The sequence below is a fragment of the Rossellomorea vietnamensis NBRC 101237 genome, assembly GCF_001591825.1.
Lineage (GTDB): Bacteria > Bacillota > Bacilli > Bacillales > Bacillaceae_B > Rossellomorea > Rossellomorea vietnamensis.
In genome coordinates this window covers 65038-71946 of record NZ_BCVQ01000020.1, presented here as the reverse complement: position 1 = coordinate 71946, position 6909 = coordinate 65038, and the positions used below count along the sequence as shown (strand labels likewise).

6 protein-coding genes are annotated in these 6909 nt (G+C 48.3%); all 6 read right to left on the bottom strand.

Features of this window, described 5'->3' with window-relative positions; translation table 11 throughout:
- Nucleotides 1-59: 59 nt before the first annotated feature.
- The 6 genes from BVI01S_RS12230 to BVI01S_RS12210 all read right to left on the bottom strand — a co-directional run bounded on the left by BVI01S_RS12230 (nucleotide 60) and on the right by BVI01S_RS12210 (nucleotide 6832).
- Nucleotides 60-1139, bottom strand: coding sequence for a nitric oxide synthase oxygenase (locus tag BVI01S_RS12230; protein ID WP_061810331.1), 1080 nt, complete (start codon nucleotides 1137-1139; stop codon nucleotides 60-62).
- A gap of 102 nt (nucleotides 1140-1241) precedes the next feature.
- Complete coding sequence (locus BVI01S_RS12225) at nucleotides 1242-1847, bottom strand: GNAT family N-acetyltransferase (protein ID WP_034761208.1); 606 nt, start codon at nucleotides 1845-1847, stop codon at nucleotides 1242-1244.
- Nucleotides 1847-2809: an NAD(P)/FAD-dependent oxidoreductase gene (locus BVI01S_RS12220; protein WP_061810329.1), complete on the bottom strand. Its 963-nt coding sequence runs from the start codon at nucleotides 2807-2809 to the stop codon at nucleotides 1847-1849. Before BVI01S_RS12220 ends, BVI01S_RS12225 begins: the two co-directional genes overlap by 1 nt.
- A gap of 86 nt (nucleotides 2810-2895) precedes the next feature.
- Complete coding sequence (abc-f, locus tag BVI01S_RS12215) at nucleotides 2896-4770, bottom strand: ribosomal protection-like ABC-F family protein (protein ID WP_061810328.1); 1875 nt, start codon at nucleotides 4768-4770, stop codon at nucleotides 2896-2898.
- A gap of 228 nt (nucleotides 4771-4998) precedes the next feature.
- Nucleotides 4999-5112, bottom strand: coding sequence for an RAxF-45 family protein (locus tag BVI01S_RS23150; protein WP_098351140.1), 114 nt, complete (start codon nucleotides 5110-5112; stop codon nucleotides 4999-5001).
- A gap of 79 nt (nucleotides 5113-5191) precedes the next feature.
- Nucleotides 5192-6832 (bottom strand): DUF2339 domain-containing protein, encoded by a 1641-nt coding sequence (locus tag BVI01S_RS12210; RefSeq protein WP_061810327.1) that lies wholly within the window; start codon nucleotides 6830-6832, stop codon nucleotides 5192-5194.
- Nucleotides 6833-6909 lie beyond the last annotated feature (77 nt).

Below are 6909 nucleotides of genomic sequence, written 5' to 3'. Positions count from 1 at the left end.
CAAATATTATAGAACCCAAAAAAAGCTGTTCTCTGCACAGGACAGAAAACAGCTTTTCTTCAATATGGTTTCTCCTGATAGAAGTAATTGGTCGAATTCCATGTATTCTCGTATTCTTTATGAAAGATATGGGTCGTCGCCGGCGAAACAGGCGGGACCAACCACGTCCAATCCCCGGTTACATCACGATCAGCACTTCTCTCATTTTCCTCAAAAAGGCGGAACTGCTGAGCAGCCGTATGATGATCCACAATGCTTACCCCATCTTCTTTGAAAGAATGAAGCACAGCGATGTTCAATTCGATCAGCGCCTTATCCTTCCACAACGTTGCTGCTCTCGATGTATCGAGTCCCATACAGCTTGCCACTTTCGGAATCAGGTTATAACGGTTCTCATCAGCAAGATTACGCGCACCGATCTCCGTTTCCATATACCAGCCGTTGAACGGCGCCGCCTTGTATGAGATCCCGCCGATCTTCAATTCCATGTCCGAGATGATCGGGACGCCGTACCATTTCAGTCCAAGGTCCGCGAACCAATCAAATTCAGGGTGACGCAGAGGTACCTGAAGGGCAAGACGCGGTTCAACTTCCCTCATCTCCGGAGGCCGATCCCCAATCTGCACGATAAGGGGCAGGACATCAAAGTCTGTCCCCTCCCCCTCCCATCCAAGTTCCCTGCATTTTTGAGTGAATTCGATGGAATGGGGGTCGCCGGTGAACGAGCCGTTTTCCTCATAGCCCGCATATCGGATCAGCTGATGGTTCCACAATCGGATGTCAGGCTTGTCCCGATGTGACGGTCTGAATACCGTAATCGTCGGACGAATCCTTCCCCCGTTCGAAGCATATTCCAAATGACGCTCGAGGGCCTGGAACACTTCCTCCTCTGAGGCCGCCTCCCGTTCGTCAAACACGTTCAGTGCATTCCAGAACAAGCGGCCGATGCAGCGATTGCTGTTTCTCCATGCCATCTTCGCACCATGGACCAGTTCTTCGTGAGTATGGGTATACGTTCCTTCTTCAGCAAGTTCATTTTCTATATGTTGAAGGCGGATCGCCATGTCCGCTTCGCTTTTATTCAGTTCCTGATAACACTGCTCTATAAAGGACCTCGCCTCATCCAAAATCGGTGTCAATATAATCGCTTCCCTACTATCTTATTCAGCGTATACTGTACCTTGAAGTATATCATTTTTCTCATACCTTTTTCCCTGGTACATTTGAACAACCCTTGAATTTTAGAGGGTGACCGCTTTTTCATAGCATCGATACTCCTGATGCCCCTCAGGCTTCGAGGTGAAATACACCGAGCCCCGGTATTCATAACCGATCTTTTCATAGAGGGCGTTTGCCCCTGTGTTTCTGGAGTAAGCATCCAGCCGGATACTTTCATAGCCTTTTTCCCCAGCCAGTTCCTCACACTTTTTCATGAATACGGTCCCCAATCCGTTCCCTTGCTGAAGAGGGTCGAGAAACAACGCGTGGATCACCCATTCGTTTCCGAGTTTCCATGGAATGTCCGACCATTCAGGTGACTGCCACTCATTGAGAGTCGCGGACCCTGCGACTTCTCCGTCCACCATCAATACATAAAGGTTCCCGCTATCCATTTCTTCTTTAAAATAGCGTCTGCTTGGATATTCGTCGTTCCACTGCAGCAACCCTTTTTCATCAAGATCCTGTTTACACCTGATATACACGTCCATGATGGTGTCCATCTGCTCTTCCGTTGCCTGCCTTAATTGGATGTTGTTCATGCTATTCCCCTGCTTATCGTTTAGTTTATGTAACTCTTTGTAGTGTTTGTCAGGGATACAGACGTTATACGGACTGATCCTCTTCATTACCGTTTCCCAGCCACCCTGGTACCAGCTGAAACCCCTGATAAATAGGCACTCTCAAACCGCGTACGTCCGGCTTCATCATTCTCCCTCAGGAATGCATCCCCACATAGGACGATCCGTCCTTCGTGCCCCATTTCTACAAAAGGAGTGCGTACAACAGCTTCTGCTTCTGAGTACTTCCACTTTTTCAACTGAGCCCCCGTCACCCTGCTTCCTTTTTCAAGAAAACCCTCGGCCACCTTCTGTATGGCAGCTAAAATGCTGTCTTCTTCCATCTCCACTTGTTGCTTCGACCAATCTCCGGTCATATACACGCTGACCGTAACAGTAGAAGAAATGCCTTTCTTTTCATGATCTACCACCCGCTCCACACCGTCAGGAAGCCCTTCATCCACATGACCCGGTGACGGAATGCTGCTTGATCCGTCAAAGGTAAACATGCCTACGAAGCATGGGGCAAAAGAAATTGTGGATACCTCCGGTGGTGCGATTCCTGCCATCAACTGTAGTGCCTGGGGTGCGGGAGCCGTCACGATGCAATGATTTGCGGTGTTCCTTTCACCATTTTCAAGTTCCACTTCCAGAGGTCCGTCCCTCCCGTCCAGAATAGAAGATACCCTGGAGTTCAGTTTGACTGGGATGGATTTTGCCAGTTGTTTCGCGAGGGCATTCATGCCTGCCGTGGATGTGTATCTTGGATAAGGTGTGCCGAACCAGCGTTTCACCCATCCCGCTTCCAGCCATCTCGCTGAGTCCTCTTGCAGCTCCGGGGAACGGACCGTGAAGAACTGGGCTCCGTGATCTGCTTTCCCTTCCCCGATCCGCCTTGTGGCAAGCCTGCCACCGACACTTTTGCTTTTCTCCACTATGAGGATATCCTTTACCCCATTTTCCATCAAGGTTCTGGCTGCCATGATACCTGACAGTCCTCCTCCAATGATGATCACTTCGTATGTCTCCATATCTCCTCATCCTCTCTTCCTTTTATTATACGGATCTATTCTGAAAAATTGGAAGGGAGATGACTCCATCCGTCATCTCCCTTTTCCTATGCCAATAATTTCTCTAAATCCTGATACATCTTGTTTCGTTCCTGTTCCTTTTGTTCTTTTTCCTTGTACAGTGCCTGAATGACATCAAGGTCTCCCTGTGAGAGAAGCATCTCTTCAATGGCAAAGATCTCTTCTTCCACCTTTTCTAGCCCGGCTTCGATTTCCTCCATCGTCCGGGAGGGTTTTACCCGTTCCGCTTTAGGCGGGGCTTCCTTCTCCACCTTCACCACAGACTCTTCCGGTGCGAGTTCGGGCAGCTTTTCCTTCGCCCAGCTGTAAGGTCCGTCAAAGAAATAAAGCTCACCACGGTGGATCCAATAGGTTTTCTTAAACAGCTTATTCAAAAAATACCGGTCATGGGAGACGGCAAGGATCGTGCCTTTGAAATCCTCCAGAGCATCCTCCAAGACTTCTCTCGAATCAATGTCCAGATGATTCGTCGGCTCATCGAGGACAAGGAAGTTGATGTCCTGATGCATAAGCTGGGCAAGCCGGAGCCTCATCTTCTCCCCGCCGCTCAGCTGACCGACCTTCCGGAACACATTCGGTCCATAAAACAGGAACTTCGCGAGAATATGCCGGGCGTCCCCTTCCGTTACTGCCACCTCTTCCCTGAACGCATCAATCAACCGGACAGAGGGATCAGCGACAGTAAAGTGCTGGGACAGGTAGCCAAGCTTCACATTGCTTCCGAGTTTCACCACGCCATGATCCGATGACTCCTCCCCGAGGAGCATCTTGATGATCGTCGATTTCCCGGTACCATTTTGACCGACGATCGCTGTGCGGTCCTTGAAATGGACATGGAGGCCGGCTTTTTCGAATAAGATCTTTTCCCCATAGGCTTTCGTCACTTCTTCCATGGAAAAGACGATTTTCCCGCTTCGGTCGGTTTCGTCGAATTCCAGCCCCATCTTCTTCCGTTCCAGGATCGGCCGCTTGATCTTCTCCATCCGTTCCAATGCCCTTTCCATATTCCGTGCCCGCTTGTGCAGGGCTTCATTCGGAGGGTTCGCCTGATTCGCCCATTCCCTCAGCCTCTTGATGGCCTCCTTCATCTTCTTGATTTTCTTCTGCTGCTCCTGATACGCCTGGAACTCGATCATCAGGCGCTCTTCCTTTTCCTTTACAAATCCTGAGTAGTTCGTATGGTAAATGGTCAGCTCCCCGTCTTCCAGGTCATATACCTTTGTAATGACGTGGTCGAGGAAGTAGCGGTCATGGGAAATGCAGACCACGGTTCCCTCATATTCTTTCAAAAAGTCCTCAAGCCACTCCACCGCCCCGATATCCAGATGATTCGTCGGTTCGTCAAGAAGCAGCAGGTCCGGCTTCTGAAGGAGGATCAAACCGAGGCAAAGCTTTGTCTGCTCCCCGCCGCTGCACGCATTGAAATCCTTCTCGACCAGTTCCCCAATGTCGAGGCCGTTCACGATCTTCGCGATATCGGACTCGATCTCATATCCTCCAGAAAGGGTGAATTGATCCTGAAGCTTTCCGTATTCTTCTAGTAGTCGGTTGAGAGTATCCGGGTTCCGTTCATTCCCCATTTTGGTTTCCAGCTCTTTTAACCGGTGACCGATCTGGATCAGTTCCGAAAACGCGGAACGCAATACATCGATTCCTTTCGTACCTTCTCTATACTGTGGAATCTGAGCCAGGTACCCCACCTTTGCCCCTTTTTTTAGATGAATGAGCCCCATATCCGGCGCTTCCACCCCTGACAATAATTTAAAGATGGTCGTCTTCCCGGTCCCATTCCGCCCAACAAGGCCAATCCGGGCCCCGTCGGGTATTTCGAAGCTCAAATCCTCAAATATCAAGTGACCACCAAACATTTTACTGATTTCCTGTGCGCTGCAAATAATCATTTTCCTCTTCCTTTCAGGTATCTATTCAGAGGTAAGAGGTTCATAAAAAAAACCACGGGGGAGCAGAAGGCTCGCCCATGGCTCTACAGAAATGCGGGACTTCACTGCACCGCACTTCCCCTTTAATAAAAGAAGGAACAAAAAAAGAGAGCGAAAACGCCCCCCTTTTTCCGATTCTTTATAGAAAAGTGATTGGAATTGAGACCTCTTACCGTTCAGTATTCATATTCATTTGCTAAAAAAGGGCATACGTGTCCCCTTGAACGCAAATGCATGAAAAATTGCACGGCAAATGTATATATAGTCTAAATACTTCCCACGCAATCCTACAGAACGATTCATCTCAATTCCACCTCCTTTTTCATTACACGAATGTTGATACCACCATTATATAATTATTCTGAAAGCTTTTGCAATGTGTTTATTCTTTTTTATAAAGAATCCTTGATAGCACGAGGCCGATCACACCGATCGGAATCAAGATCATGGCACGGATCGTGAAATCGAGGAATACGAGATCGGCAAGGAAAAACTTCAACAGAGCCAGGGCAAGGAAGATGATTCCCACCCACCGGTAGAACATGTCCTTCCTGCTTTCCCCATAAATGAGATACCCGATGGACAGGGCCGCAATCGCCACGGTGTAGGCAGTCGTCCGTGGGGTGTAATCCCAACCGATCACGATGAACTCCGTCAACCTCAGGATGAAGAACATCACGAGCCCGGTCAACACGACTTTCATCGTCGTCACTGACACGTTCATAAAAGAGGATTCCTGCTGATTGAAATAGGAAAATAAATAGACATAGGCAAATGCCAGGATAAAAATCGGCAGTTCAATCGCAATGAAATCGGCTTGTGATCCCGTCACCATTCCAAGGAATGAGAGCAGCATCAACAAGAAGGACCCTGCAAGGCTGACATAGCTCTCTCTTCTCCCCGCCAGCCACAGAAGGACATTCGCTTCTATGGCAATCAGTACGAAGCGCCAATCGTACTCAAACAGATCAAACAGGAAAAGAAGCATATGCAGGAAACCGAGGACGAGCAAAGTATCCTTCGTTCTCTTCATTTCCTTCGGTTCTATAAAGGATGCACCGAGATATACGACTGCGAAGATGACATAGTAGCTAATAGGAATCGCCGTATAAACATCATTCAGCAGACCCAGAAGGATGAAACTGCCCGTCACGAGGGCCGGTATCATCTCAGCATTCACCCGTTCATCCCGGTTAAGGACGATCAGGAGCAGGATATACGCATGCTGAATGGCAAATGGGATGAGGACGGTCAGTGTGATTTCCCCGACACCAAACGCCGCAAAGAAAAACAGTGAGAAATACAGTAGATAATAATGAATATTCCATGCTATCCGGTACCTTTTCCACGTGCTGAACGTCATCAATACAAAGAACAGCACAAGCTCATAGCCATAAAACAGCCATTCATTCCGCTCATCCCCTGCGAAAATGAACGGAAACAGGTATGCCCCTGCGCCTATCAAACAAAGAATCAGTTGGGATCCATGCTTATGGGATGCCCACAGCCCAACAGAAATGAGAAGGATCAATAAGAGATTTGTGGTTAGTCCTCCGATATACCCGTATAGGATATTAGCTGAAAACAGCGTAATGATAGCGAGGACGATGCTTCCAGAAAGAAGCGTGATGGACAGTTTACGCTGATCCCGGCTGAACCTTTCACCAAGTGCGTACATCACGATACTGATCGCGCCACCCGTCAGCACCCGGAGTCCCGGTGAGACCCAGCCGTTTTGGGAAGCCGCCATGAATCCCCAAATGCTTCCTATTAATAGAACGAACAAGAATACTTTCGGGAGCCATCGTTCGACTGAGAAATCAAAGGGTTCCTTTTCCACGATGGGATCTGCTGATGATTCAGCAGGAATTGGTTTTTCAGGTTCTGTGTAGACTTCTGCTTTTTGGATGACGGGTGATTCGTATTCATTCTTTACCTGAATCAACTGCCGTTTCACGAGATAAAGCTCTTTTTCGAGAAAGTTGATTTTTTGCTCCAACCTCTTCAGTTCTTCCTTTTCCATACTTCCACCCCCCTACTTCTATTTATACAGGAAGAATGGAATATTTTCCTATATTTTTTTGAAGTCACAATAAAAAA

Coding starts and splice junctions, on each gene's coding strand:
- BVI01S_RS12225 (WP_034761208.1), bottom strand. CDS start 1,847: ATGAAGAGGATCAGTCCGTATAACGTCTGTATCCCTGACAAACACTAC.
- BVI01S_RS12220 (WP_061810329.1), bottom strand. CDS start 2,809: ATGGAGACATACGAAGTGATCATCATTGGAGGAGGACTGTCAGGTATC.
- abc-f (WP_061810328.1), bottom strand. CDS start 4,770: ATGATTATTTGCAGCGCACAGGAAATCAGTAAAATGTTTGGTGGTCAC.
- BVI01S_RS23150 (WP_098351140.1), bottom strand. CDS start 5,112: ATGAATCGTTCTGTAGGATTGCGTGGGAAGTATTTAGACTATATATAC.
- BVI01S_RS12210 (WP_061810327.1), bottom strand. CDS start 6,832: ATGGAAAAGGAAGAACTGAAGAGGTTGGAGCAAAAAATCAACTTTCTC.